At 55.0% G+C, this 25,054-nt stretch carries 23 protein-coding genes and 1 pseudogene; 13 read left to right on the top strand and 11 right to left on the bottom strand.

Annotated features, from left to right (window positions below):
- Positions 1-140: 140 nt before the first annotated feature.
- Positions 141-1,361 (bottom strand): VWA domain-containing protein, encoded by a 1,221-nt coding sequence (locus HCH49_RS13605; RefSeq protein ID WP_221702830.1) that lies wholly within the window; start codon positions 1,359-1,361, stop codon positions 141-143.
- A gap of 332 nt (positions 1,362-1,693) precedes the next feature.
- Here HCH49_RS13605 and HCH49_RS13600 point away from each other — a divergent pair, with 332 nt between their 5' ends.
- Positions 1,694-2,815, top strand: a complete 1,122-nt coding sequence (locus HCH49_RS13600) for a cupin domain-containing protein (RefSeq protein ID WP_221702829.1) — start codon at positions 1,694-1,696, stop codon at positions 2,813-2,815.
- 99 nt (positions 2,816-2,914) lie between these two features.
- On the opposite strand, the gene HCH49_RS13595 is transcribed toward HCH49_RS13600, so the two are convergent.
- Positions 2,915-4,330 (bottom strand): PLP-dependent aminotransferase family protein, encoded by a 1,416-nt coding sequence (locus tag HCH49_RS13595; protein ID WP_033144539.1) that lies wholly within the window; start codon positions 4,328-4,330, stop codon positions 2,915-2,917.
- Positions 4,331-4,506: 176 nt separating this feature from the next.
- Here HCH49_RS13595 and HCH49_RS13590 point away from each other — a divergent pair, with 176 nt between their 5' ends.
- On the top strand, positions 4,507-4,668 hold the full coding sequence (locus HCH49_RS13590) for a DUF1127 domain-containing protein (RefSeq protein WP_032642726.1): 162 nt from the start codon (positions 4,507-4,509) through the stop codon (positions 4,666-4,668).
- 94 nt (positions 4,669-4,762) lie between these two features.
- Here HCH49_RS13590 and HCH49_RS13585 read toward each other — a convergent pair whose 3' ends face one another.
- Together HCH49_RS13585 and HCH49_RS13580 are read right to left on the bottom strand one after the other, a co-directional pair.
- A complete protein-coding gene (locus HCH49_RS13585; protein ID WP_032660945.1) occupies positions 4,763-5,017 on the bottom strand; it encodes a DUF4282 domain-containing protein in 255 nt (84 codons plus the stop codon).
- A gap of 81 nt (positions 5,018-5,098) precedes the next feature.
- Positions 5,099-6,487 (bottom strand): PLP-dependent aminotransferase family protein, encoded by a 1,389-nt coding sequence (locus tag HCH49_RS13580; RefSeq protein ID WP_221702828.1) that lies wholly within the window; start codon positions 6,485-6,487, stop codon positions 5,099-5,101.
- A gap of 102 nt (positions 6,488-6,589) precedes the next feature.
- Here HCH49_RS13580 and HCH49_RS13575 point away from each other — a divergent pair, with 102 nt between their 5' ends.
- Complete coding sequence (locus tag HCH49_RS13575) at positions 6,590-7,069, top strand: carboxymuconolactone decarboxylase family protein (protein WP_014882392.1); 480 nt, start codon at positions 6,590-6,592, stop codon at positions 7,067-7,069.
- Here HCH49_RS13575 and HCH49_RS13570 read toward each other — a convergent pair.
- Complete coding sequence (locus HCH49_RS13570) at positions 7,056-7,958, bottom strand: LysR family transcriptional regulator (protein WP_221702827.1); 903 nt, start codon at positions 7,956-7,958, stop codon at positions 7,056-7,058. The genes HCH49_RS13575 and HCH49_RS13570 overlap by 14 nt on opposite strands.
- A 100-nt stretch (positions 7,959-8,058) precedes the next feature.
- Between HCH49_RS13570 and HCH49_RS13565 the strand changes: the two genes are divergently transcribed.
- The 7 genes and pseudogenes from HCH49_RS13565 (at position 8,059) to HCH49_RS13540 (ending at position 13,463) form a co-directional block, all read left to right on the top strand.
- A complete protein-coding gene (locus HCH49_RS13565) occupies positions 8,059-9,474 on the top strand; it encodes an aldehyde dehydrogenase family protein (RefSeq protein ID WP_221702826.1) in 1,416 nt (471 codons plus the stop codon).
- Between the two features lie 152 nt (positions 9,475-9,626).
- Positions 9,627-9,950 (top strand): antibiotic biosynthesis monooxygenase family protein, encoded by a 324-nt coding sequence (locus HCH49_RS13560; RefSeq protein ID WP_033144543.1) that lies wholly within the window; start codon positions 9,627-9,629, stop codon positions 9,948-9,950.
- 4 nt (positions 9,951-9,954) lie between these two features.
- Positions 9,955-10,044, top strand: a pseudogene (locus HCH49_RS22325) (amino acid-binding protein); the annotation flags it as partial.
- Positions 10,019-10,714 (top strand): helix-turn-helix transcriptional regulator, encoded by a 696-nt coding sequence (locus HCH49_RS13555; RefSeq protein WP_221702825.1) that lies wholly within the window; start codon positions 10,019-10,021, stop codon positions 10,712-10,714. The pseudogene HCH49_RS22325 and the gene HCH49_RS13555, both read left to right, overlap by 26 nt.
- Positions 10,715-10,862: 148 nt before the next feature.
- Positions 10,863-11,333: a MarR family winged helix-turn-helix transcriptional regulator gene (locus tag HCH49_RS13550; RefSeq protein ID WP_221702824.1), complete on the top strand. Its 471-nt coding sequence runs from the start codon at positions 10,863-10,865 to the stop codon at positions 11,331-11,333.
- Positions 11,330-12,397, top strand: a complete 1,068-nt coding sequence (locus HCH49_RS13545; protein ID WP_139153136.1) for an HlyD family secretion protein — start codon at positions 11,330-11,332, stop codon at positions 12,395-12,397. Before HCH49_RS13550 ends, HCH49_RS13545 begins: the two co-directional genes overlap by 4 nt.
- Positions 12,387-13,463 carry a DUF2955 domain-containing protein gene (locus HCH49_RS13540; protein ID WP_023310256.1) on the top strand — a complete coding sequence of 359 codons (1,077 nt, stop codon included), beginning with the start codon at positions 12,387-12,389 and terminating at the stop codon, positions 13,461-13,463. The genes HCH49_RS13545 and HCH49_RS13540 overlap by 11 nt, the downstream gene beginning before the upstream one ends.
- Here HCH49_RS13540 and HCH49_RS13535 read toward each other — a convergent pair.
- Positions 13,460-14,731 carry a DUF445 domain-containing protein gene (locus HCH49_RS13535; protein ID WP_045404523.1) on the bottom strand — a complete coding sequence of 424 codons (1,272 nt, stop codon included), beginning with the start codon at positions 14,729-14,731 and terminating at the stop codon, positions 13,460-13,462. The two genes, HCH49_RS13540 and HCH49_RS13535, sit on opposite strands and share 4 nt — an antisense overlap.
- Positions 14,732-14,976: 245 nt before the next feature.
- On the opposite strand from HCH49_RS13535, the gene HCH49_RS13530 reads away from it, so the two are divergent.
- From HCH49_RS13530 to tssD, 3 genes are read left to right on the top strand one after another with little or no spacing between them, the layout of a single operon-like run.
- A complete protein-coding gene (locus tag HCH49_RS13530) occupies positions 14,977-15,339 on the top strand; it encodes a tlde1 domain-containing protein (RefSeq protein WP_221702823.1) in 363 nt (120 codons plus the stop codon).
- Positions 15,339-15,851, top strand: a complete 513-nt coding sequence (locus HCH49_RS13525) for a hypothetical protein (protein ID WP_221702822.1) — start codon at positions 15,339-15,341, stop codon at positions 15,849-15,851. The genes HCH49_RS13530 and HCH49_RS13525 overlap by 1 nt, the downstream gene beginning before the upstream one ends.
- Positions 15,852-16,343 (top strand): type VI secretion system tube protein TssD, encoded by a 492-nt coding sequence (gene tssD, locus HCH49_RS13520; RefSeq protein ID WP_221702821.1) that lies wholly within the window; start codon positions 15,852-15,854, stop codon positions 16,341-16,343. It begins immediately after the preceding gene.
- Positions 16,344-16,433: 90 nt separating this feature from the next.
- Here the strand turns inward: tssD and HCH49_RS13515 are convergent, their stop codons facing one another.
- From HCH49_RS13515 to HCH49_RS13495, 5 genes are all read right to left on the bottom strand, one after another.
- Positions 16,434-17,357: a DUF5655 domain-containing protein gene (locus HCH49_RS13515; RefSeq protein WP_221702820.1), complete on the bottom strand. Its 924-nt coding sequence runs from the start codon at positions 17,355-17,357 to the stop codon at positions 16,434-16,436.
- A complete protein-coding gene (locus HCH49_RS13510; protein ID WP_221702819.1) occupies positions 17,350-20,610 on the bottom strand; it encodes a type I restriction endonuclease subunit R in 3,261 nt (1,086 codons plus the stop codon). The genes HCH49_RS13515 and HCH49_RS13510 overlap by 8 nt, the downstream gene beginning before the upstream one ends.
- Entirely contained in the window at positions 20,607-21,926 is a 1,320-nt protein-coding gene (locus HCH49_RS13505) for a restriction endonuclease subunit S (protein WP_221702818.1), read from the bottom strand. The genes HCH49_RS13510 and HCH49_RS13505 overlap by 4 nt, the downstream gene beginning before the upstream one ends.
- Complete coding sequence (locus tag HCH49_RS13500) at positions 21,926-24,193, bottom strand: class I SAM-dependent DNA methyltransferase (protein WP_221702817.1); 2,268 nt, start codon at positions 24,191-24,193, stop codon at positions 21,926-21,928. The genes HCH49_RS13505 and HCH49_RS13500 overlap by 1 nt, the downstream gene beginning before the upstream one ends.
- Positions 24,194-24,371: 178 nt before the next feature.
- Entirely contained in the window at positions 24,372-25,010 is a 639-nt protein-coding gene (locus HCH49_RS13495) for a LysE family translocator (protein ID WP_221702816.1), read from the bottom strand.
- Between the last annotated feature and the right edge of the window lie 44 nt (positions 25,011-25,054).

The raw sequence follows: 25,054 nt of genomic DNA, 5'->3' as shown, positions 1-25,054 counted from the left end.
ATTGAGTATTATCGGCAAATGGCCGAAAACGTTTAGACCTAAACTAAACTTATTATTGGGACGTGCGCATATCCGATTGCCGCAAAAAAGTTTCGCTGTGAAACTATATTTCTGGCAATGTATTCATTTTCTCTAATGTGTTAATCACAACCCTGCGGTATATATTCCTTCACGGCGTTGTTCATCATCTTATTAAACTCCTGCGTATTATTGACAGCAAATACCTTTCCACCTGTATTGCTGGCAATACAGTTTCCGGCGCCGGTATTCATGATATCGACAACATTGACCTGTAATCGGGGCTTACGTTTTTTTAGCTCAAGCGCGACATCGCAAGGCGAGCCTCCGCATGTCTCTTCCCCGTCCGTCACCAGTAGAATTATGGCATCACGGTCAACGCCATTAACTCGTTTTCCCGCCTCTTCTAACGCCTCTGCCAGAGCGGTTTTACCCACCGGCTGGATTTTATCAATTAACTTTTTTAGCTCAGCGCGTTGTTCCGGCAGGAAAGCCGGAGTTGCGTTCACCTGGTGGCAATTAGCTGCGGCAATAAGGCTAATGTTCATGTCATTTGGCACGTCATCGATAATGTGTTTAGCGGATTGATGCGCGAGCGTAATGCGACGAGGTTCACGATCGATACCGGGTACAGGTTTATCCTGCATCCACCGCATTATCTCTTCTGGTGTGGCATCCATGCTCATGGCCATAGAGCCAGAAGCATCAAAAATAATAACCATTTCAGGTGCCTGCTGTTTTGTCCGCTGTGCCGGGCAGAGCATTTTGACCTGATGCTCAGGGGCTGGCTGGACGGGAGAAACGGCAGGAGTGGCTACTTTGACAGTCGGCCAGCAGCCGCGCAGGAGAACAAGAGCCAGAAGCAGAGCCAGTGCTAAAAGCCCCAGCCATAACCACCCACGCTTTTTAGCCAGCGGTTCTGCCGGCAACTTAGTTTCAGGCATGATGTCCCAGCCTGTAATCACAGGCTGACCGTCAACGATCCATATTCTTTCTGGTGAGGGCTGTCTGGCTATTTTTGCCAGTAACTGCAGTGTTTCGGGAGAAGTCTGCGCGCTAGTCGAGAGTGTTTGATGAAGTTGAGTGAGTGCCGCCAGCTTTTGTGAGAGGAGTATGGCGATTTTGTCTCGCTCAACGACGTTTAAAGCGTTAAAGCGTTGGGGTTTACCATTTATTTCGCTATACCATTCAACCGCACCATCTTCAGCCTGCTGAGGGCGGGCAAAAAGATTGAGATAAGTTTTAGAAAGGTGTCGGTCAATAAGATTATTTAAGGCAGAAAAGGTTGAAATATATTCTTGTAAGCAATGTTCGCTTTCAACAGTCCTTGTGATTCTAATCATTGCCTTTAATGAGCCAGGTATGCAAAAGAAAATAGCTTAGAGCTAAATATAAAGAATGACAATCTCTAATGCTAATCTTGTTCTTAAAATTAAAAAACTACCAGTTTTAAGAGGTAAGATGCCTTGAGTAAAAGTAAACGTCGGACGGGGGAAAAGGTTCAGGAAAAAGTATCATTTAAGTTTTACTTTAATACTACTTCACCTAATGACCAGGTTTAATCATTGCCAACACGCGCGTGGCAGGCAAATCATCTGCGCTTGACCCACGACAAAGCAGCCCTCCACGCTCTCCACCATAATCGCGCCTGTTTCCCCTCTCACTGGTGCTACCCATGGCGTATCAACTGAACCTGAACTGGCCGGAATTTCTTGAGAAATACTGGCAAAAACAACCCGTAGTGCTGAAAAATGCCTTCCCGAATTTTGTCGACCCGATTACCCCGGACGAGCTGGCAGGGCTGGCGATGGAGCCGGAAGTCGATAGCCGTCTGGTGAGCCATTTCAACGGCAAATGGCAGGCCAGCAATGGTCCGTTTGAGCACTTTGACGATCTGGGCGAAACCGGCTGGTCGCTGCTGGCGCAGGCGGTGAACCACTGGCATATGCCTGCCGCGGAGCTGGTGCGTCCGTTCCGCGTCCTGCCGGACTGGCGTCTAGACGACCTGATGATCTCCTTCTCCGTGCCGGGCGGCGGCGTGGGTCCGCATATCGATCAGTACGACGTGTTTATCATTCAGGGGATGGGCAGCCGCCGCTGGCGCGTGGGGGACAAGCTGCCGATGCGTCAGTTCTGTCCGCATCCGGCGCTGCTGCACGTCGATCCGTTCGAGCCGATCATCGACGAAGATCTGGCCCCGGGCGATATCCTCTACATCCCGCCAGGATTCCCGCACGACGGCTTTACCCATGAGACGGCGCTCAACTACTCCGTCGGCCTCCGCGGGCCGAACGGTCGCGATCTGATCAGCAGCTTCGCCGATTACGCGCTGGAAAACGATCTGGGCGGCGAGCACTACAGCGATCCGGATTTGACCTGTCGCGAACATCCGGGCCGCGTGGAGCAGTACGAGCTCGATCGCATTCGCCAGATGATGATCGAGATGATCAGCAAGCCGGATGATTTCACAAAATGGTTCGGCAGCTTTGTCTCCACGCCGCGCCACGAGCTGGATATCGCCGCCGCTGAGCCGCCGTACGCGCCGGAAGAGGTGCTGGACGCGCTGCAGGGCGGCGAAACGCTGTCTCGCCTGAGCGGCCTGCGCGTGCTGAACGTCAACGGCAGCTTCTTTATCAACAGCGAACAGCTGGAGACAGTAGACGCGAAAGCGGCGGATGCGCTGTGCCGCTACACCGAACTCGGCCAGGCCGAGCTGGGCGATGCGCTGAATAACCCGGCGTTTGTTGAAGAGCTCACCGTGCTGATTAACCAGGGATACTGGTACTTCGACGAGTAACCTGCCTGTTGCCCGGTGGCGCTGCGCTTACCGGGCCTACAGGATCGGTTTTCTCCCTCTCCCTGTGGGAGAGGGTCGGGGTGAGGGCATCAGGCCGCACTACTCCTCCATTGCAATCACAATCGCTTCACCCATCTTCTTCAGCGCCTCGCGATTCTTCTCCGTCGGCGGCAGCGCCACGTTGATCCGCAGACAGTTGCGGTACTTCCCGGAGGCGGAAAACAGCGATCCGGCCGCGGCCTGGATCTTCAGCCGACACAGCTGCTTGCTGACGCATACCATGTCGACCTTTTCCGGCAGCTCAATCCACAGCAGGAAGCTGCCCTGCGGGCGCGTGACGCAAATCTCCGCCGGAAAATACTGCCGCACCCAGCAGGTGTAGGTTTCCATATTCTGCTGATAAATCTGGCGCATACGGCGCACGTGGCGATGGTAATGGCCGTCGCGAATAAACGCCGCCACCGCCATCTGCGTGCCCGGCACGTTAAACCCGCCCGCGGCGTATTTCATGTGCATCACCCGGTCGTAATAGCGCCCCGGCACAATCCAGCCGACGCGCAGGCCCGGCGCCACGGTTTTGGTAAACGAGCTGCAGAGGATCACGCGGCCGTCGATATCCATCGAATGAATGGTGCGCGGGCGTGGGTACTCCGCCGCCAGCTCGCCGTAAATATCGTCCTCCACAATCACGATATCGTGCCGCTGAGCCAGGGCTAAGACCTGCTTTTTCCGCGCTTCCGGCATGATAAACCCGAGCGGGTTATTGCAGTTGGGCACCAGAATCACGGCCTTGATCGGCCACTGCTCCAGCGCCAGCTCTAATGCCTCGATGCTGATCCCGGTCTCGGGATCGGTAGGAATTTCAATCGCCTTGATGTCAAACCCGCGCAGCATCTGCATGGTGCCGTGAAACGACGGCGACTCCACCGCCACGATATCCCCCGGCTTGCACACCGAGAGCAGGGCAATCGACAGCGCGCCGTGGCAGCCGTTGGTGATGACAATCTCGTTCGCCGCCACGGTGGATCCGCCGTCCAGCATCAGGCGGGCGATCTGCTCGCGCAGCTCCAGGCGGCCGTCGAGCACGTCATAGCTCAGCATCTCGGCAGGATTATGCTGCGCGATGCGGCTCATCTCGCGCCACAGGGGCTTCAGGCTCGGCTGGTTAATATCCGGCGAGCCGCCGCCGAAGGAGATCATCTCTTTGTCGGCGCGGGCGTCCAGCAGCATCATCACCTCATCCCACTGGGTGACGTCCACGGGGCGCTGCACCGGGCGCGTCATGGCCGGAACCGGCGGCTGGGCCTTGCGCTGCGAGACAAAATAGCCGGAGCGCGGCTGAGGGGTGATCAGCTGGAGATTTTCGAGGATCTGATAGGCCTGCTGTATGGTGCTGATGCTCACGCCGTGCTCCTGGCTCAGCGTGCGCACCGACGGCAGACGTTCGCCGCTGCGATACAGCCCTTGTTCAATACGTTCTGCCAGAAGGTTGGCCAGATGTTGATAGCGCGTCATGCTGTATCCTTTGTTTTCACCATACAGATTACAAAACCAGTACAGATTGCCGTAAAAATTGGCATGCAGATACTGTTTTAGCGGATCTGTATGTTAAACAAAAGGTGTTTTTGAGTCTGTATTGCACAGGCCGATTTCCAGGATGATAACCCCACTGGTACAGTGAGGAGAGCATCATGGAATTCTATGAGAATCGTTCAAAACGTCCGTTCGTCGTGTTTGTCTGGATCGGCAAAACGATCTGCAACTGGTATCGCATCAACCGCACCCGCCGCATTCTGAGCCAGATGAGCGACGAGCAGCTCAAGGACGTTGGGTTGTCGCGGCATGATGTGTGAGCATAGGATTGCCCGGTGGCGCTACGCTTACCGGGCCTGCTCGATCCCGTAGGCCGGGTAAGGCTTAGCCGCCACCCGGCATATAAAAAGCGGATTATTCGGCAGATTTTACCGACGTGTTTTCAGCGATACGGCGCAAATATTCGTTGTTCTTGAACGCAACCATAATCAGTTCGAACATCACGCGGCATCCGACCAGGCTGCATATCGTACCGATAAAGCCCGTGATGAGGTGGTCGCTGAACATGGTATACACACCGCCCGCAAAAATAAGCAGCATGGCGATCCAGTAAAATAAGACCAGCACGCGTGGTGTTAATAAATAATCAAATCCCAAAATTGATTTCATTTTCTTTTCCTTAGAAATGTAAAAAAGCCATCAGATTATATCGATATTTTAAATCGGTGCTAATTGGGCAGATATCTGATTTCAGAGTAATATTTCAAGCGTCTCCCGTTTCGGCCTCTCCAGCAACGCCAGCGCCTCTTCATACGACCGCACGTTGTTATAGCCCATCACCAGCCCGTAGCGTTTGCCCGACCCGCAATACCACTCCGAAAGCGCATTCACCTGCAGCTGCTGTTCCTGCCAGCAGCGCGCCACTTCCCGGTCACCGCTGCCTCTGGTCAGGAACGCCACGATATGCATCCCGCCGTCGTTTTGCTCGGTGAAAAACAGATCGCCATACACCTCGCGGAGAGCCGCAATCATCCAGTCGCGGCGGGTCTGATACAGCGCGCGCATCTTTTTCAGGTGACGGAAAAAATGCCCTTCGTTGAGAAACGCGGTGAGGATCTTTTGCGTCAGCACCGGCTGGCCGCTGGTGGTAATGTCCGCGCAGTCGGTAAAGGCCCCGACGGTGCTGGCGGGCATCACCACGTAGCCCATGCGCAGCGACGGCATGATGGTTTTACTGAAGGTGCCCATAAAAATTACCCGGTCGTGCTGGTCGAGGCTTTTCAGCGACGGCAGCACCTTGCGGGTGTAGTGAAACTCACCGTCGTAATCGTCTTCGATGATCCACGCCTCGTTCTGGCTGGCCCAGTCGAGCAGCTGCTGCTTGCGCGGCAGGGAGAGGGTGACCGCCAGCGGGCTCTGGTGCGACGGGGTGACGATGGCAAAACGGGCGTCGCGATGGTGACGGAGCAGGTATTCCGTATCGATGCCGCAGCGATCGACCGGCACCGTGTGCAGGCGCGGCACGATCCGCTTGAGCAGCTGCTGGCCCATAAAGTAGCCCGGATCCTCAAACACTACCTTGTCGCTGCGGCTGGCGAGGGTGTCGAGGATCAGCCGCAGGCTGCCGCTGTAGCCGCTGGTGATCAGCACCTGTTCGGCGCTGCAGGACAGCCCACGTGAGATATTAAGATAGCTGGCGATGGCCTGGCGCAGCGGATACCAGCCCAGAACGGGCGGATTGAGCATCGCCTCCTGACGCATGGCGCGCGTCGCCTGACCCGCCAGCAACAACCATTTTTTATACGGGAAGCTGTCGAGGGCGGGGATGCCAGGGCGCAGAAACCCGGCCCGCTCGCGCTGGCTGATGAGCGATGCCGGAAGCGCGCCGGTGGGCTGCTCCGCTGGGGCACTCTTATCCGGCAACAGTAGATCCGGGTTGACCCGCGTGCCGCGCGCGCCCTGGCTCACCAGATACCCTTCCCCCGTCAGAATGGCATACGCCGTTTCGACGGTTTTACGCGCCACCTTCAGCTCTTCCGCCAGCACGCGGATAGCCGGCACCTTATCGCCCGGCTTCAGCACGCCGCGCGTGATGTTGTCGCGATAGCGGGAATAAATCTCGTGATAGCCCGGCTTCATGTCCTACCTCGTTTCACGCTTTTTGTGTCTTTTTACTATGTCATGAACGGCGTAGATTTGCCGCATCGCATGACATATGCCGCACAAAAAAGAGGAAAGACAATGAGCACTCGCGTTAACCACCACAAAGTTACACCCGCCCTCGCCAACGCGCTGTCTGCCCTGAGCATGGAGGTGGCAAAAACCTCCATCGACCCGGCGCTGAAGCACCTGATCGACATTCGCGTGTCGCAGCTGAACGGCTGTACCTTCTGCCTGGATATGCACTCGAAAGAGGCCAAAATTGCCGGCGAGCGCGAGCTGCGCCTGTACCATCTGGCGGCCTGGCGCGAGTCCCCGCTGTTCAGCGCCCGCGAGAAAGCCGCGCTGGCCTTCACCGAAGCGCTGACCCAGATTGGCGTTCACGGCGTGAGCGACGCGCTGTACCGCAGCGTGGCGGAGCACTTCTCGGACGTCGAGATTTCAGAGCTGAACTTCGCCATCGTGGCGATCAACGCCTGGAACCGTCTGGGGATCACCTCCCGCATGGCGCCGGGCTCGCTGGATGCGGCTTACGGGCTGAATAAGGCTAACCTGGAATAATCCCGCGCTCGCGGATCGTTGCCACCAGCGCCCGCAGGCCTGGCGGGACGTGGCGATGGCCGGGGTAGTACAGGCGCAGTCCGGCAAAGGGCTGCGCCCAGTCGTTTAGGACGCTCACCAGTTCTCCACGCTCCAGCTCTTCCCGGATATACAGCTCCGGCAAAAATCCCACCCCTAATCCCGCTTTTACCGCCCGGATCGAGGCAAAAAGATCGGACGTCGCAAAGCGCGGCGGCACGGCAAGGGCGTACGTTTCCCCCCGACGGGCCAGCTCCCAGCGGTAGATCCCGCCGTGGGCCATGCGCATGCCAATCCCCTGATGCGAAAGCAGATCGTCCGGCGTCTGCGGAATGCCGTGGCGTGCAAAATAGTCCGGCGTGGCGGTGACCAGCTGGCGGATCTCCCCGGTCAGCGGCACGGCGATCATGTCCTGCGGCACGGACTCTTCAAGGCGGATCCCCGCGTCATAGCCTTCCGCGACGATGTCGATCATTCGCGCTTCGCTGACGGTCTCTACGCGCATCTTCGGGTAGCGGATCATAAACTCGATCAGCAGCTGGTCCAGAAACAGGGCGCCGATATGGTTCGGCACGTTCAGACGCAGCGTGCCGGCGGGTTCCCCGGTGTCGCTGTGGATCTCCTCGCTGGCGAGACGGATCTCCTGCAGGGCCGGGCCGATACGTGCCACGTAGCGCTGTCCGGCGTCGGTGAGCGCCACGCTGCGGGTGGTGCGGTTAAAGAGGCGGGTATCAAGGCGGCTCTCCAGCCCGGCGATGGCGTTGCTGACCGCCGTGGCCGACATGCCCAGCTCCTGCGCGGCGGCGCGAAAGCTGCCGCGTCGCACGACCGCCATCACCACTTCCAGCTCTGTCAGACCTGAACGATGCATAGATTATCCTGAAAATCGAAACAACCCTTGCAGCATAGCGTGGATTATCGCAACGGAGAAGCCGTGACAGACTGTGCTCACACAGCCTGAGGAGGTTTATATGCACACCATCGAACAGATCTTTATTAACGGCGAATTTGTTACCCCGCACGGCACCGAGTGGTTTGATTTGTACAACCCGGCGACGGCGCAGGTCATCGGCCAGGTTCGTCTGGCGGACGAGGTTGACGCGGAGCGCGCCGTTGCGGCGGCGAAAGCGGCGTTTCCGGCGTGGTCGCAGACCACAAAGCAGGAACGCATCGCGGCGCTTAAACGTATGCACGCCGCCGTGGCCGCTCGCCACGACGATCTGCTGGAAGCGGTCATTGAAGAGTACGGCGCGCCCGCCTCGCGCTCGGCGTGGATGGCCAGCTATCCGGCGGAGGTGATTGCTCAGGCCATCGAGGCGCTGGAGGCGTTTGAGTTCGTCATTCCCGCAGGCGCAGCGACGGTGCAGATGACGCCGCTTGGCGTGGCCGGGCTTATCACGCCGTGGAACAGCGACGCGGGGTTTATCTGCGGCAAGCTGGCGGCCGCGCTGGCTGCGGGCTGTACGGCAGTCATCAAGCCGAGCGAAATGAGCGCCCTGCAAACCCGGATTGTCACCGAAGCGCTGCGCGATGCCGCGCTGCCGCCGGGCGTGTTTAACATCGTCACCGGACGCGGCGAAACCGTCGGTGAAACCATCAGCCGTCATCCGGACGTGGCAAAAATCTCGTTTACCGGCTCGACGAATACCGGCAAGGCGATCCTGCGCAACGCGGCGGAGAGCTTTAAGCGCGTTACCCTGGAGTTAGGCGGTAAATCGCCGACGATCCTGCTGGATGATGTGGATCTGGCGCAGGCGATCCCGCTGGTGATTCAGGCCGGATTTATGAACAGCGGGCAGGCGTGCGTGGCCGGAACGCGCATTCTGGTGCCGCAGGCGCGCAAGGCGGAGATCGAAGCCGCATTGGCGCAGGCCGTGGCGGCGGTGAAATCGGGCGATCCGCGCGATAGCGCGACGGACGTCGGCCCGATGGTCAGCGAAAAGCAGTGGCAGCGGGTGCAGGGCTATATCCGTAAAGGAATCGAAGAGGGCGCGCGCCTGCTGGCGGGTGGTGAAGGGAGACCAGACGGCACGCGAGACGGCTGGTTTGTGCGCCCTACGCTGTTTGCCGACGTGAACAACCAGATGACGGTCGCCCGTGATGAGATTTTCGGCCCGGTGCTGTGCGCGATCCCCTATCGTGACGAGGCGGAGGCTGTCGCCATTGCCAACGACACCGACTACGGCCTGAGCGCGATGGTGCTGGGCGGCGATGTGAACCGCGCGCGACGCGTGGCGCAGCAGATTGTTTCCGGTCGCGTGCTGGTGAATACTCTTGCCCATGAGCCGAAGGCGCCGTTTGGCGGGTTTAAGCACTCCGGCGTGGGGCGCGAGATGGGCGAGTGGGGGATTCGGGCGTTTATGGAGCCGAGGTCGATTCTGAGCTAAAACCTGCCCGGTGGCGCTGCGCTTACCGGGCCTACAGGAGCCCACAGGCCGGATAAGCGCAGCGCCATCCGGCACAACACTTCGCTCTTTGCCGAAGCATCGTTCCTCTCTACCCTGCATTCTCTCCCCAACATCACTACGGAGAGACCATCATGATTGCAGTCATTTTCGAAGCCAAAGCCGCGCCCGCCCATCAGGCGCGCTACCTACAGCTCGCTGCCGAACTCAAACCTCTGCTGGCGGACATCGACGGCTTCATTGATATCGAACGTTTTCAGAGCCTGACGACCGACGGCAAAATCCTGTCGCTTTCCTGGTGGCGCGACGAAGAGGCCGTCCGCCGCTGGAAGCAGAACGTATTCCATCAGGCGGCGCAGGCCGAAGGGCGGGAGTCGATTTTCGCGTACTACCGTATCCGGGTGGCGCAGCTGGTGCGGGAGTACAGTTCCGAAACCGGAGGGCACGCGGATGTATGACGTTCACCTTATTCTGCTGACGGATGATGATAAGCTGGCCGCAGAGATCACCGAACCCTGGGCAACACATGTTAAAAACGAGCCTACCTCCTGAGAACGGCGCGGCGCTGGAACAGGCCATTGCCGCGGTGGCTGCCGCAATGGCCGATCCGTCGCGTGTAAAGATGCTGTGCGCGCTGATGGACGGGCGGGCGTGGACCGCTACCGAGCTGAGCGCGGCGGCAGACGTTGCGCCGTCGACCGCCAGCGGCCATCTCGCCCGGCTGGTGGAAGGGCAATTGGTTACCTGCCTGTCGCAGGGGCGGCACCGCTATTATCGTCTGGCGGGGCACGACGTGGCGGCGCTGGTCGAGCATATGATGGGGCTCTCCTGGAGCCGCATCACCCCGCCGGAAACAACCGCGCCGAAAGCCATGCGCGAGGCCCGAACCTGCTACGACCATCTTGCCGGAAGGGTTGCGGTGCAAATCTACGATTTTATGCAGGCGGAAGGCTGGCTGGAGGCAGACGGTTCAGCGCTCACGCCGTATGGCCGCGAGCAGTTCCTGAAGCTCGGCGTTTCGTTAAGCGCTCACCCGCGCCGAAAAGCCTGCTGCGCCTGTCTGGACTGGAGCGAGCGGCGGTTTCATCTGGGCGGTGAGGCGGGCGCGGCGCTGCTCATTCATCTGGAAAGCAAAGGGTGGATCCAGCGGGTGGTGGGATACAGGGAGGTGGTGGTGACGGCTTCAGGTAGGGCTGCTGTTAAGAGACTTTTTAGCCGCTAAACTTCGCTGCGGGCTGGTGCCCTCACCCCGACCCTCTCCCACGGGGAGAGGGAGACGTCGTTTCGCAATTCCTGCTCTTTCACCTCTCGTTTCTTGATACTTATCCTGATAACTATTATCGTGGCCGCGTGTGACGAGAGGTTTCCCCATGAGCGAAGAAGAACTGTTTAGCCGCAGGCCGATGGGCATGCGGATGGCGATGATCGTGCGCCAGTGGCGTGCGGTAATCGACGACGCCATTCTCGATACCGGGTTAACCCAGTCGAGCTGGACGGTGATGATGCAGCTTCATCAGCTCGGGGATAACGTCTCCGTGAGTGAGCTGGCGGAGGTGCAGGGCATTGAACTGCCGCCGCTGATGCGCACCCTGACACAGCTGGAAAAGCAGGGTTACCTGCTGCGCTCCGTATCGCCTTATGACAAGCGCATCCGGCTTCTGACGCTGACGCCTGAGGGAAAAGCCATATTAAAAAGGCTCACTCAGGTGATTGAGACCTATCAGGCGCGCGTATCGCAAAACATCGCGTCGGAACATATCGACATTTTCAGCGCCACCCTGAATCAATTCGCCTGCAATTTGCGGACAATCCGCGAAGAAGATAACAAGACCGAAAAATAATGACCCCTGAACAAAAGTTTGCCCGCTGGGTAAGGGTGAGTATCGCCTCTTTCCTGCTGATGTTTGTCTACTTTATCGTCGCGGATATCTGGATCCCACTGACGCCGGACTCCACCGTGATGCGTGTGGTGACGCCGGTTTCTCCGCGCGTCTCCGGCTACGTGGCGGCGGTACATGTCCACAACAACAGCCAGGTGAAGAAAGGCGATCTGCTGTTTGAGCTCGACGACACGCCGTTTCGCAATAAAGTGGAAGCGGCGCAAATCGCGCTTGAGCAGGCACGCCTTTCCAACGAACAGCTGGATGCGCAGATCGCTGCCGCGCAGGCCAGCCTGAAAACCGCCGTGCTGACCGCGCGTAACGACAAAGTGACCTTCGACCGCTACCAGAAGCTGAGCACCCTGCAGAACGTCTCGCAGGCGGATCTGGATAAGGTTCGCACCACCTGGCAGAGCAGCGAGCAGTCCGTCAGCTCCATTCAGGCCAATATCCATAACCTGCGCATTCAGCGCGGCGAGCGGGACGAGCATCGCAACGTGACGCTGCAAAAATACCGTAACGCGCTGGATGAGGCGGAACTTAACCTCGGCTGGACGAAGGTCTATGCCCAGGCGGACGGCACGGTCAGTAACCTGCAGTTAAGCCCGGGCTTTTACGCTTCCTCGGGTTCAGCCGCGCTGGCGCTAGTGAACAACCAGACCGATATCGTCGCCGATTTTCGCGAGAAGAGCCTGCGCCACACCCATCAGGGCACCGACGCCGCCGTGGTGTTCGACGCCTTCCCGGGGCACGTTTTCCGCGCCCACGTGACCAGCAGCGACGCGGGTATACTGGCGGGTCAGGAGGCCGTTAACGGTCAGCTGTCCGAACCTGAAACCTCCAACCGCTGGGTGCGCGATGCCCAACGCATGCGCATTCACGTGACGCTGGATGAAGCGCTGCCGAAGCATCTGCCGACCGGCGCCCGCGCGACCGTGCAGCTCTACAACAGCGAAGGGCCGTTTGCGCGCTTTTTCTCCGGGATGCAGATCCACCTGGTGAGCCTGCTTCACTATGTCTATTAGCACCCTGGCGCGGGTATTTACCCCGCACGGCAACATCGTCTATACGGCAAACGACTTTCGCCAGACCCTGCGCATCGTCTTCGCCGGGATGATTGCGCTGAGCATCTCCAGCTTCTACAACACCAGCTACGGCGTATTTTTCGTGGTCTACCCGATCATGCTCCTGTCGCTGGTGCCGGTGTTTAACCGCCACGTGGCGAAGCAGTTTATCTTCAGCGCCGCGCTAAACTGCGTCGAAATGATCTTCATTATCGGCTATCTGTCGCAATGGCCGGTCATCATGACGCTGGTGGTGTTCGCCCTGTACGTAATGCGTTTTCGCTTTATGAGCAAGGGGCCGCTGTTCCTGTTTGGCTCAATGGGCGTGGTGTGCCAGAGCGTGATGCTCAACTTTATGAGCTACCCCACCACCAGCTGGCACACGCTGCTGTTTTCCAACATCGAAGCGAGCGTGATGGCGGTGTGCCTGAGCGCGCTGATGAACTATCTCCTGCCGGACGTGGAGCCCCGCAGGCCGCCGCCGCTGATTGAGAAAGACGATGCCCGCGTGCGCCACGAGTCGCTGCTCTCCGGCACCGTCGCGACGCTGATATTCGTGGTGTTTCAGATTAGCGACTTAAGCGATTCGCTTTCGGCGCTGATGGCGGGGATTTTGATCCTGTTCCCCATGCACTACCGCGGTTCGGTGATGAGCTCGATCTGGCGCGTGGTCGGCGTGGTGCTGGGCTGTCTCTACATTCTGGTGGTGCAGCTGATTCTCTACGATCACAGCAGCCATATGCTATTGATGATGCCGCTGATTGGCCTCGGGCTGGCGTTTGGCGCGCGCCTGCACGTGATGGAAAAGGTGGGCGCGGGCGTGGGATTTTCCAGCATCACGACCATCGGCATTATGTTCGGGCAGAACATGCACCCGGACACTGACCTGGTGTTCAGCGATCTCTACCGCATCACCTCCGTCACCTTTTCGCTGGTCGCAACGCTGACGATGGTCTTCCTGGTGCACCTGATCCTCAACCGCTTCGAGGCGACGCGCTACGTTATCGCGCCGCCCAAAGTAGATTAATGTCCCAGCACGGCAGGCAGCTGCGAGAGTAAAAACAGGATCAGGCCAATCGTCCCGCCGACCAGCGTGCCGTTGACGCGGATGAACTGCAGATCTTTACCGATGTTAAGCTCAATCTGGCGGGACATGTCTTTGGCGTCCCAGCTTTTGACCGTGTCGCTGATGTGGCGCGTCAGAAACGCCGCGAAATCCGGTGCGAGGCGGTGTGCCGCCTGCTCCAGATGCTCGTTCAGCGACGCCCGCAGGCTGGCGTCATTAGAAAGCGTTTCGCCAAACCACAGCCCGGCGTTGGCGATGCGCTGCTTCACCCGCGAATCTTCACTTTGCATATCCGCTTTTAGCCACTGGCGCAGGTCAGCCCACATCTCTCCCAGATAGCGATTAAACGCCTCATCGTTTTTCAGGTAGTGCTTGATGTTGTCGGCTTTCGCCGCCATCTCCGGATCGTTTTTCAGGTTGTCGATAAGCTTCAGCGTGGCGCGGTCGAACGCCTGGCGGATCTGGTGCGTGCGGTCGTGGCTGATATCGTCCAGCAGCGTGTTCACCGCGTTCGACACCATCTCCGCGCTTTGATCGCCCAGCCACTCGGTGGGCAGCACCATCGCCTTGCGCGGATGTTCGGTCTTCAGCCAGTGGACAATCTGATCGGCAATAAAGTCCCGCGTGCTCTCCCGCTGAATCAGGGTAATCAGACGATTGATGATCGCATCCAGCAGCACCTGGTGGCGGTTGTTTTTGGTCATGCTCTCCAGCATCACGGCGCTGGTTTCGGTGAAATCGACCTTGTCGATGGCCTTATGCACCGCCCGTTTCAGCAGGCGCTGAATGCGTCCGTCGTCGGTGAGTTCGAGAAAACCGCTCATCACCTGCATCAAGTGCAGCCCGACGCGCTGGGCGTTGTCGGGCTTGCTGAACCAGGCGCCGATCATCTGGGCAGGTTCATAGCGGCGGATGAGTGCCACCAGCGACTGGGTATCAAGAAACTTCTCCTGCACAAACTGGCCGAGATTGTCGCCGATCCGGTCTTTATTGCGCGGGATAATCGCCGTATGGCGCGAGATAAACGGAATAGGCACCCGGCGGAACAGCGCAACTACGGCAAACCAGTCTGCCAGCGCGCCGACCATCGCCGCCTCGGCAATGGCCTTCACGCCGCGCACCCAGAAGGTCTGCGGCAGGAACAGGGTGGTGATAAACGCCGCGGCGGCAATCAGCAGCAGCGACAGCGCCAGCAGCTTGGCGCGTTTGAGTTCAGCTATTTTTTCCATGGGTTAAGGATAGAGGGAAGTTCACCAAAAGTGCAAAACTGGTGTAAGAGGAGGGGATGCATAATCTGAGCGAACAGACCGCTATTATATTAAAAAATATATGTATTAAAATTACCTATTATTCATTTTTATATATTTTTTGTGCTTGTCTATTCTCGGCAGTAAGTTTTTGTGATCTTCATGGTAATTTCGATTTTCTTGTCCGTAATAAGATAAAGAACTATTCGTAAAAGGAGGTGGTATTAATGACATGGGAATATAAAGTATCGACAGGAGTATTGAGCCATAACGGTGAGTTTGTCGCAAACTGCTACAGCGGCGCTGGTGAATCGAAAGATAAACCTGAGTGTGAAAGTCTACGAAACAGAGGGCCCATCCCCAGAGGTATTTATTTTATTGCCGGATGGAATAATCATAAAAGTGCAGAGGCCATAATTCTTGAGCCTATAGCCGGAACCAATACCTTTGGTAGAGATCACTTTCAAATTCATGGTGATAAAAAAGGACTGCCGCCAGGTTCTGCGTCAGCAGGTTGCATCATAATGAACGGCCAGGACAAGCGCCATATAATTTATGATTCAGGTGACACAATACTGGTGGTACGATAATGAAATATATTATTGCGCTATTCTTTTTGTCCTTACCGATGGGCTTATTTGCCAAAAATCATACGCCTGAACAGATTTTACAAATGATAAACGACAAGGGGGCCAGCACTGTTGTTGGTGAAATGAACTCAAATGATAACGGTGAGTCGGAATGGTGGAACCATGTCATCCCGAAAATCAGGAGCGGAACACAAGCATGGTTAGCGGTGGCGAGTGCCCTTGAACCCGGAGTAGACGCCAGTACGGCTGAAGATTTAAAGGCGGCGCTTTCAGAAGCCATCCCGCATAACCCTGAGGGTGTCTTAGCAATATTAAAAGACGATAAACCGTTGCTCACTATTGAACAAGTCTGCGCTTTTGCTAATTTCCCTGAGACGGAAGCAGAGAGCAATAAGCTTTATGTAGATTCCATCAGGGAGATGTTTAAAATAAAAAGCCCTGAGGGTAAAAGATGTCTCGCCGTCATGATCGCCACCGTTGAACACTCTGTTCCATTCGATAAGGATATTTAAATGGCCATTCCGGGATATATGTCATTAACTGACGATGCGGGTAATATTATAAAAGGGAGCGTGAGAGTTAAAGACCGTGAAAACCAGATTGAGGTTTTAGGGCTCTACCATAACGTAAGCTATAATTCTGACCTGCATAATGGCAGAGTGTTGAGCAAACGCCAGCATCGCCCCTTTCTGATTGAAAAGGAAATTGATGCCTCCAGCGTTTATCTCTATAAAGCGCTCAGCACGGGCGGTACGCTCAGGAAAGCGACTATCGACCTTTACAGAATCAATGATGCCGGTCAGGAAGAAATCTATTTCACGATAACGCTGGAATCGGTAAAAGTCGTCACACTGTTTTCATTAATGCATGACGTGAAAGAGACTTATCATGAAAAACAGGGGCATCTTGAGCTTGTTCTGCTTCGTTATGAAAAGATTATCTGGCATTACCGTGACGGTAACGTTATTCATTCGGATGACTGGGATTATCGGTTAGGGGCTTGATTAACCTGCTCCGGGAGAAAAATCTTCCCGGAGCAAGAAAGCATGATGACGAACAGAATTTACCACTCTCGGCCCTGAAACAAATTAGTATCAATTCTCCTGATAAGCCTTTTCGATCAGCAGTTTCGCTTTCATCAGGTCATTTTCATTGCGAACGACTAGCTCAACGTTGCCCGTTCCCCAGTGCCCAATATGAGTTACATCCCGGCTAAATCCTTCTTCTAACTGAATATGCTCAGGATCCAGTTTCAGCCACAAACGGATATGGGGATCTGTAACGGGGTAAACGCCGGCGCAAACAAAATTTCTCATACGGCGGAATGCGCCGTATAGCTTTAGTTCTTTGTATTGCACCTCATCGCCAAGAGACAGGACGTAGCTTTTAAGCTGTTCGAACAAAGTGGCTAATTCGGTGGACGCGCTGGCGATCTGTTCGCTATGCGACCGTGTGTTACGCTTGCCAGCGGCAGCGGTTAGCGTATCGGTTGCAGCCTCTGAAAACGCGTTTTCAACCACGGCATTGACCAGTTCGAACATCAACAGATCGTCAGAAAAAAGCTTGTAACGAATCAGGCTGATATTACGGTTAATTTGCTGAACGGCATGTTCGTCATACTTATTGAAATCAGCAGCAATACAGAGCAAGCGCGTGCCAGACCAGTCGATGGCCTCTGCCGTCTCTTTGCCGAGCTTCTCCATCACCAGCCACTTAAATTCATCCTTATGATCGAGAAGCCAGTCCAAATAAAACAGCCCCTGATTGATGACATTTTCATTGCTGTGACGTTTATATTCGATAATGACCGGGCAGTTATTTTCGTCCAGACCCAGTGAATCAATGCGTCCACGGTGGGTCTTACCGGTACTGTATTCACTGTCGAGAAAACGAACGCCGAGAAAGGTATTCATTCGGGATTCGATCAAGGATTGCAGCTGTTTTTCGATGGTTGCTGCTTTACCGGAAAGTTCTTTTACGCCGCTAGCACTATAGCTAAAAAGTTGAATATCACTCATGAGTTAATTCCCTGCGCATTTTTGCGATGTCATACATCAGATGAGCAAACCCTTTGGCAACGTCAGGAGACGATAAATACTGCATCATCATCTCCTTGTGCGCTTCGTTGCTGTCTATCACGGCGTCATCAATGGCTTTCGTAAAGTCGCCCAGCATGGCCTGCTCACGAGTGTTATTGTCGAGTTGGGTCATGACAAGTTTGTTTTCTGCGAGCTTATCGTAAACCACAAAGGCATAGTTGAGCATATCTTTGTCGGTCAGATTTTCGGTGATAAACAGCTCGTTGAGCTGCGACAGCACCTGCGACATAAACTCCTCTTTCTTATCTTTTGCTTTTGCGGTGCCGACGTCATTAACCGGGTTGAGCTTATACTCTGCCGCATCCTCCTGAAGCTTGATATGCTGCTCCAGGATTTTTGAAAGCCGATAGTGGCTCATTTCAACATTGGAAAGATCGACGTCATCTTCATCTATTGCCTCTTCGCGCAGTAAGGGGCGAAGATGTCGACAATAAAGGCTTAACTTCTCCAGCGACTTGTCATCGTAGGCGACGATCTTGGACATAAATTCATAAAAGCGTACAAAGCTGCCGAGATCTTTTTTGAAGATCTCCAGACGATCTTTTTCCTGCTTGCAGGCTTTAAAACTGTTTTCCGCGTTCGCGAGCAAAATGGGGTTAGGTGAATCCTTTTTTGTTAATTCATAGATTTGTTTAGCGCTGATATACGCCTCTTTCGCGGAGGCATACCGCATTGCCCAGCGGTTTACTGCAGGCAGGCAAATATTGCTGAGCGTCGCATTCGATTTCTTCTTACTGTAAAAAGCCTCGCATAGCTGTTCGACTTCGTGCCATAAAAATATCCCCGTCGCGCGAAGTTTCTCGTACAGATCGAACACCAGACCTGGATCGCTGACATCGGTCAATTCAGCCGTTTGGTAGTAGGGTTGGAAGGCAGCCAGGATGTCGTCAGGTTCGTTATAAAAATCGAGTACAAAGGTGCCGGATTCCTTTTTACCAGGATAGGTTCGGTTCAGCCGCGACAGCGTCTGTACGCACTCCACGCCGCCAAGCGCTTTATCCACGTACATGGCGCACAGTTTCGGCTGGTCGAAGCCGGTCTGGAACTTGTTGGCTACCAGCATCACCTGATAATCATCGGTATCAAACGCCCTACGCATGTCGCGGCCCTTGAGCGCCGGGTTCATATTGATTTCAGTGAATTTCTGGTGCAACAGCGCAAGGCTGTTCATGTCATTTTCCTGGAACTCAACTTCGCCTGAGAATGCCACCATCGCAGTGATCTTCCCGTAGCCCATGTCGGCAATGTATTTATCAAATGCCAGCTTATAGCGCACGGCTGCTTTGCGAGAGCTGGTGACCACCATCGCTTTTGCCTGCCCGCCGAGCAGATGCATCACGTGCTGGCGGTAGTGCTCAATGATGACTTTTACCTTTTGCGAGACATTGTGGTCGTGCAATGTTACCCACTGGTTGAGCCTGATCTTCGCCCGATTGCTGTCCACTTCCCGGTCTTTATCACCCATTTTTTGCAGCAGCTTATAGGCCACTTTGTAATTGGTGTAGTTCTTCAGCACGTCGAGGATAAAGCCCTCCTCGATGGCCTGGCGCATGGAGTAAACATGAAACGCCGCAGGTTTATTGGTTCTGGATGCGGGCTCGTGCGGGTTGGGTCTCCGTCCAAAAAGCTCCAGGGTTTTCGCCTTCGGCGTCGCGGTGAAGGCGTAGAAGTTAAGATTGCTGCTCCCGCTTCGCGCGGCAAGGGTGGCGTCGAGGATGTCTTCAGAGGTGAGGACCACATCGTCGTCGGTCCCTTCGCTCATCAGCACCTCTTTCAGCTGGCGCGCCGTGGAGCCGCTCTGGGAGGAGTGCGCTTCATCTGCGATAATCGCGTAGGTTCGCTCTTTGAGACAGGTGCTGTTTTCGATTGCTTTAAGTACGAACGGGAAAGTCTGAATGGTGACGATGATAATGGGCTGCGAATGCTCCAGCGCGCTGGCGAGCTTTTCCGATTTCGAGCCTTCCCCCTCGCGGTTGTTGATTCGCCCGACCACGCCGTCCGCATGTTCAAACTGATAGATGGTGTCCTGCAGCTGATCGTCCAGCACGGTGCGGTCAGTCACAACAATCACCGAGTGGAAGCGTTTTTCCCCCTTTTCGTTATGCAGACACGAGAGCTGATGCGCCGCCCAGGCGATGGAGTTCGATTTTCCGGATCCGGCGCTGTGCTGGATGAGGTATTTGTTGCCGGTGCCTTCCTCATCTGCGGCGGCAATGAGCTTGTTCACGACGTCCCACTGGTGATAGCGCGGGAAGATCAGGCTCTCTTTTTTGACCTTTTTACCGTCCCAGTCCTCTTTTTCCTCAATTTGCAGATGCACAAAGCAGGCGAGGATCTTCAGCAGATTGTCGGGGAGCAATACCTCGTTCCAGAGATAGCGGGTGGCGTATTCATGGTGATCCTCCGGGATGTCGTTACCCGCGCCACCCTCTTTAGTGCCTTTGTTGAACGGCAGAAAGAACGTGTCGTCACCGGCAAGCCGGGTAGTCATGTAGACCTCGTACTGGCTGACCGCGAAATGCACCAGCGCGCCGCGCTTGAAGGTCAGCAGCGGCTCAGGTTTGTTGGTCTCCGGATCTTTTGGCAGGCGCGTTTTTTTGTACTGGTTGATGGCGCTGTTGACCGTCTGCTTGAATTCGGATTTCAGTTCGAGAGTGGCAACGGGAAGGCCGTTGATAAACAGCACCAGGTCGATGCGCCAGCGTTTGGCTTTTGCATCCGTGGCGTTGCTGGTGGCGTGAGGGCTGTAAACCAGTTCCGGGACGATACGGCAAATGTTTTGCCGATAGCGCGCAAGGGTGTCCGGGTTGAGGTTGTGGTCCGGCTTGAACTGGCATAACGAGAAGCGCGCGTTATGGCTTTTGATGCCGTGACGCAGCACCCCCAGGGTTCCGTAGGTTCGGGACTGGAGATCGGTGGCGTTGGCATCGGCTTTTTTAAGCTGCGCCACCAGCGCATCGAGAAAATGACGCTCGGTGTCATTGGGATAGATGCGGGTAAATTTTTCCCACTCCTGCGGCTGGGTGATTTGGACAAACGTCAGCGCATCCTGCGGATAGAGTGCACGTTCGCGATCGTACTTGCTGCCCGTGCCGGGGATCCAGCCGTTCTGACACATCTGGTTTATGATATCGGTCTGCAGGTTCGATTCTTTGGTGACGTCGGCGATCATGCGGTGGCCTCCTCAGCGGTGAGGGATGCTTCGCTGCTGCTGGCGGGAGGCGTCCAGTCGCGGAGATCGATTTTGCCGGTGACGGCGGCGGAGATGAGGGCGGTGCGGCGCTCTTTTAGGAGATCGATTTGATGGAGTTGTTTTTGGATTAGGGTGTCGATTTTTTTTGTTTTGATGTCAATAAAATCTAATATTTTTTGTTGCTCAGTAGGATCTAAGGAATAACAAAGGGAAAAACTCCCTAAGTTTTCTTGTGTCATGCTTGGTAAGGCAGTATTCGTTGAGAATTTATCGAATTGTATGGTTGATGATATATAGTACAAGTATTTAGCTATGATGTTCTTGTTTACTTCAGTGTAAAACATAGTATCTACAACCCAAAAACAAGAATCCATATATAATGGCTTATCAATAGTACCTTTTCTACCAAGAAGCACTGAGGGCTTGTCATACATGTAATTTTTTGCATAAGCAAATTGCCCTCCTGAACCTATGACAGGAAATCCTGTTTCTGACTCAATGGATTTATAATCTTGCCCATTCCGTATTTTAGCTAATTGTTTAAGGTGACACACGATCCAATGCATTGGAATCTTACCCAACCACTCAATCCCTGAATCTTTCATCGGTACATCAGGGTTTAGCCCTTTGGTTACAGCGTGGCTAATCACTGCCTGACGTTTTTCTTTTAGTAGTTCGATGAGTTGTTGTTGCTTCTCCATCAGGTTATCGATTTTTGTGGTTTCGTGATCTAGGAAAGCAGTAATAATTACTTGTTCTGATAATAGAGGTACAGGAATCCTAATATTACCAAGAAGCCCTCGACTAATTCTTTGCATAGTGGTGCCACGAGCCAGGTTACCAGTGTGCTGGAAGTAATAATTACTTGAAAAAAGGTATACTAAATATTTTTTGTTATAAGGTTCATCTGTTCGGAATATCACATTATCAACAGATGTAACAGTTTTAAAATTGAGTTCAGATATTAAACATGCTCTTCCAATTGGCTTATTTAACCTAGATATTAATATATCCCCCTCTAATATCTCAGTGCAATCAAGTTTATTAAAAGTTTTTTCGGTTATAAATCCTGAACCTTGTTCTTTGTAGAAACCTTCGCCTATATTACCAGTAGTAATATAGCGAACACCGTCATCAGAGAGATCCTTGCTTTCAATCCAGTCACCATCAAGAAAAACAGAACTAGCAGCCAGTGCGAGATACTTGATTGGTGCTTTCGACCAATGAGCAGGTGTAGAGTTTAACCACTCAACCCCAGAATCCTTATATTCCGGATACGCCTTATACTTAGCCATCAGGAGTGTACCTCCTGCAGCAGCTTCATTATCTCCGCACTCAGCGCATCCAGCTCCGCGTCAATCTCCTCCAGCGGGCGCGGTGGCTTGTACACATAAAAATGCCGGTTAAATGGAATTTCGTACCCAACAACCCCAACCTCGCCGTCGCGGGCGTCGCGCTTATCGGCATTAATCCAGGCGTCTGGCACGTGCGGCAGCACTTCCGCCTTCACATAGCCTTCAATCAAATCGCTGGTCGAAACAGACGGATTGAGCGCCACGTTCTCGTTGTCGCGCAGGTCGCCGTCCTGCTCAAACTCCACCACCTGTCCGCGGTACGCAAACGCGCCGTACAGCGGCTGCGCATCTTCCCTGAGCACCTTTTTGACGACCGGCTCCGCGTCGGGGTTTTTGCGGGTAATGGCCTCGATGAACTGCTTATGCTCTTTGGCATCCAGCTTAACGGCGGCGGTTTTAAACGCCTCTTTGAGCGTCAGCTGGAACTGATTGAAATCATCGCTCGGCTGAGCGAGACCACCTGCTTTCCCGTCGAGCGCCGTCTGGATTTTTTGCGCTTTGACCATCAGCGCGCGCTGTTGTCGCCACAGCGTTGCGTCGAGCAGATCTTTAATCTGCTTCTCTTTAAGCTCAGGGAATTCAGCTTTGATAACGGCGCGTGCTTCCACCTCGAACTCGGCAAAGTTGCCGTAGTTCTCGTCCTGCCAGAAGGCACCGAACGCGTCATACAGGCACCCCATCGGTGCGTTAAGCGGTTTTGGCGCAAAGCGCAGCGCGGCGATGGATTCATCCGTGACCTGCGCCGTCAGGCGCAGCGGGCGCTCAATCGTCAGCCGGCGGAAGCCAAAGTCTGTGCTGTTGAAAATCTTGCTGGCGACGGCGCGCTTGTCGTCCGCGTCCTTAAGATCCACGACCTCGGCGTCGCCAAAGGTGCGGGTGATGAGCCGAATGTCTACCTCGCTCATCATGTTGCGCTTCGCGCCCAGTGACTTACGCATTTTGCTGCACAGCTTGCTGGCGTCGATCAGCTGGATCTTGCCCTTACGCTCCGCCGCCTTTTTGTTCGACAGGATCCACACGTAGGTGGCGATCCCGGTGTTGTAGAACATGTCGGTGGGCAGCGCGACGATCCCTTCCAGCAGATCGGCTTCAAGGATGTAGCGGCGGATCTCGCTTTCGCCGCTGCCCGCACCGCCCGTGAACAGTGGCGAACCGTTGAGAATGATCCCGATGCGCCCGCCGGTATCCGCTTCGCGCATTTTGCTGATCAGGTGCAGCAGGAACAGCAGCGAGCCGTCGGAAACGCGAGGCAGGCCGGGCCCGAAACGGCCATCAAATCCTTTACGATGCTCGTTGTTAACGTCGGCTTCGATCTTCTTCCAGTCCACGCCAAACGGCGGATTCGACAGCATGTAATCGAAGCGGTCTGCTGGAAGCTGATCGTTAGACAGGGTATTGCCCAGCTTGATGCGGCTGACGTCCTGACCCTTTATCAGCATATCGGCCTTACAGATAGCGTAGGACTCCGGGTTCAGCTCTTGCCCAAACGCGCGCATCACCGCATTCGGGTTGAGTTCGTGAACGTACTCCATCCCGGCAGAGAGAAATCCGCCCGTGCCTGCCGTCGGGTCGTAAAGGGTTCGAATAACGCCCTCTTTGGTGAGCGCCTCGTCGTCTTCCATAAACACAAGCGAAGTGGTGAGGCGAACGATATCACGCGGCGTGAAATGCTCACCGGCGGTTTCATTCGAGCTTTCGGCAAAACGACGGATCAGCTCTTCAAAGACCAGCCCCATGTCATGGTTGGAGATGGCCTGCGGGCTGAGGTCGGTGGTGGAAAACTTCTGCACCACTTTGTAGAGGAGGTTGGCATCATCAAGTAACCCAATGAATTCGCTGAATTTAAAGTGCTCGAAAATTTCCCGCGCATCTCTGGAAAAATACTGAATGTAGTTTTCCAGGTTGGCCCTGATGTCGTTTTGGCCCATTTTGCTCAAATCCAGCGGCGAGGCGTTAAAGAACGTCAGCCCGTTGGTGACGCGCAGGATTAACTTTTCTTTCGCTTCTTCAGGCAGGGGAGAAGAGCGGACTTTTTGAGCCTCAATAACGACGGCCTCTTTAGTCTCTTCAAGCACGCATTCCAGGCGGCGCAACAGGGTAAACGGAAGAATAATGCGGCCATATTGAGATTGCTTAAAATCACCGCGCAGGAGATCTGCAACAGACCAGATAAAGGCTGCCGTTTGGGAGAAATTCAGGGTACTCATAAAAGCGTCCTTGCCCATTTTTCAGGCATTTTTGATGATGAATTAAAACCCTCTTTTTATCATGGTTAAAAATATAGATCGACTAAAAAATAGATCTAAATCAATGGTTTATGTTTATGAATTACAATAATTCATGGGTGTCATGAATGTGAATTTCAATGCAAATGATGGAGCAGGGTCAAAGAGTATTAACGCACAATCGCCACAGCACCCACCCGCCAAATCCCATCAGCACCACCCCCGCCGTGCGCTCAATCCACCACAGCGAACGGCTGAGCTTCTGTTGTACCGCCGATAGCCCCATCAGCGACACCAGCGCTACATCCCACGCCAGCACCACCATCACCATCCAGACGCCGCAGGTCGCCTGCTGAAGCAGCGTGACGTCCGGCCCCAGCAAGGCCGTCATCAGCGCCAGATAGAACAGCGCGTTCTTCGGGTTTAGCAGCGCCGAACCGAGCCCCAGCAGGATCTGCTTGCGCAGCGAAGGGAAGCGCTGGTGGGTTTCATTCAGCGCCAGCGCCTGCTGGCGGCTGCGAATCAGATGCGAGCCGATCCACAGCAGGTACAGCGCCCCGCAAAGCTCGATAAGCGTAAACAGCCACGTAAACTGGCGCAGCGCGCTCCAGCCGATAATCACCAGAAGAATATAAAGCGCGTTGCCCGCGGCAATGCCGAGGCACAGTCCGGCGCTGCCGCGCAGTCGGTAACGTGCGGCGTAGCCCACCAGCAGGAAGAAATCCGGGCCCGGGCTTAGCAGGGCGACAAAGTGCGCCAGCGCCAGGGCGAGAAAAGCGGAAGGGAAGAACAGTTCCATAGCGACCTCATTTAACAATCCGAGGTCAGAGTACGGCGCTGCAG

It is taken from the genome of Enterobacter sp. Y17 (genome assembly GCF_019730495.1).
Lineage (GTDB): Bacteria > Pseudomonadota > Gammaproteobacteria > Enterobacterales > Enterobacteriaceae > Enterobacter > Enterobacter asburiae_B.
This window is presented reverse-complemented; position numbering and strand designations above follow the sequence as displayed.

Coding starts and splice junctions, on each gene's coding strand:
- HCH49_RS13605 (WP_221702830.1), bottom strand. CDS start 1,361: ATGATTAGAATCACAAGGACTGTTGAAAGCGAACATTGCTTACAAGAA.
- HCH49_RS13600 (WP_221702829.1), top strand. CDS start 1,694: ATGGCGTATCAACTGAACCTGAACTGGCCGGAATTTCTTGAGAAATAC.
- HCH49_RS13595 (WP_033144539.1), bottom strand. CDS start 4,330: ATGACGCGCTATCAACATCTGGCCAACCTTCTGGCAGAACGTATTGAA.
- HCH49_RS13590 (WP_032642726.1), top strand. CDS start 4,507: ATGGAATTCTATGAGAATCGTTCAAAACGTCCGTTCGTCGTGTTTGTC.
- HCH49_RS13585 (WP_032660945.1), bottom strand. CDS start 5,017: ATGAAATCAATTTTGGGATTTGATTATTTATTAACACCACGCGTGCTG.
- HCH49_RS13580 (WP_221702828.1), bottom strand. CDS start 6,487: ATGAAGCCGGGCTATCACGAGATTTATTCCCGCTATCGCGACAACATC.
- HCH49_RS13575 (WP_014882392.1), top strand. CDS start 6,590: ATGAGCACTCGCGTTAACCACCACAAAGTTACACCCGCCCTCGCCAAC.
- HCH49_RS13570 (WP_221702827.1), bottom strand. CDS start 7,958: ATGCATCGTTCAGGTCTGACAGAGCTGGAAGTGGTGATGGCGGTCGTG.
- HCH49_RS13565 (WP_221702826.1), top strand. CDS start 8,059: ATGCACACCATCGAACAGATCTTTATTAACGGCGAATTTGTTACCCCG.
- HCH49_RS13560 (WP_033144543.1), top strand. CDS start 9,627: ATGATTGCAGTCATTTTCGAAGCCAAAGCCGCGCCCGCCCATCAGGCG.
- HCH49_RS13555 (WP_221702825.1), top strand. CDS start 10,019: ATGTTAAAAACGAGCCTACCTCCTGAGAACGGCGCGGCGCTGGAACAG.
- HCH49_RS13550 (WP_221702824.1), top strand. CDS start 10,863: ATGAGCGAAGAAGAACTGTTTAGCCGCAGGCCGATGGGCATGCGGATG.
- HCH49_RS13540 (WP_023310256.1), top strand. CDS start 12,387: ATGTCTATTAGCACCCTGGCGCGGGTATTTACCCCGCACGGCAACATC.
- HCH49_RS13535 (WP_045404523.1), bottom strand. CDS start 14,731: ATGGAAAAAATAGCTGAACTCAAACGCGCCAAGCTGCTGGCGCTGTCG.
- HCH49_RS13530 (WP_221702823.1), top strand. CDS start 14,977: ATGACATGGGAATATAAAGTATCGACAGGAGTATTGAGCCATAACGGT.
- HCH49_RS13525 (WP_221702822.1), top strand. CDS start 15,339: ATGAAATATATTATTGCGCTATTCTTTTTGTCCTTACCGATGGGCTTA.
- tssD (WP_221702821.1), top strand. CDS start 15,852: ATGGCCATTCCGGGATATATGTCATTAACTGACGATGCGGGTAATATT.
- HCH49_RS13515 (WP_221702820.1), bottom strand. CDS start 17,357: ATGAGTGATATTCAACTTTTTAGCTATAGTGCTAGCGGCGTAAAAGAA.
- HCH49_RS13510 (WP_221702819.1), bottom strand. CDS start 20,610: ATGATCGCCGACGTCACCAAAGAATCGAACCTGCAGACCGATATCATA.
- HCH49_RS13505 (WP_221702818.1), bottom strand. CDS start 21,926: ATGGCTAAGTATAAGGCGTATCCGGAATATAAGGATTCTGGGGTTGAG.
- HCH49_RS13500 (WP_221702817.1), bottom strand. CDS start 24,193: ATGAGTACCCTGAATTTCTCCCAAACGGCAGCCTTTATCTGGTCTGTT.
- HCH49_RS13495 (WP_221702816.1), bottom strand. CDS start 25,010: ATGGAACTGTTCTTCCCTTCCGCTTTTCTCGCCCTGGCGCTGGCGCAC.